The following is a 351-nucleotide window of genomic DNA, read 5'->3' as shown; positions in this document are numbered from 1 at the left end:
GGCCGTGAAGGAGGCCGCGTAAGATGGCTGTTCTCGTCGATAAGAACACGAAGGTGATCTGCCAGGGCTTCACCGGAGCCCAGGGCACCTTCCATTCCGAACAGGCGATCGCCTACGGCACCAAGATGGTCGGCGGCGTCACCCCGGGCAAGGGCGGCACCAAGCACCTCGACCTGCCGGTCTTCGACACGGTGGCCGACGCGGTCGAGAAGACCGGCGCCAACGCCAGCGTCATCTACGTGCCGCCGCCGTTCGCCGCCGACGCCATCCTGGAGGCGATCGACGCCGAGATCCCGCTGGTGGTGTGCATCACCGAGGGCATCCCGGTGCTCGACATGGTGCGCGTCAAGC

General features: G+C 67.0%; 1 pseudogene. It reads left to right on the top strand.

The features are described from left to right. Window positions 1–23: 23 nt before the first annotated feature. A pseudogene (locus ACFPMG_RS31880) lies at window positions 24–351 on the top strand (succinate--CoA ligase subunit alpha); the annotation flags it as partial.

It is taken from the genome of Azospirillum himalayense, from assembly GCF_042657465.1.
GTDB lineage: Bacteria > Pseudomonadota > Alphaproteobacteria > Azospirillales > Azospirillaceae > Azospirillum > Azospirillum himalayense.
The sequence above is the reverse complement of the archived record's forward strand: the minus strand, read 5'-3'. Positions and strand labels throughout refer to the sequence as shown.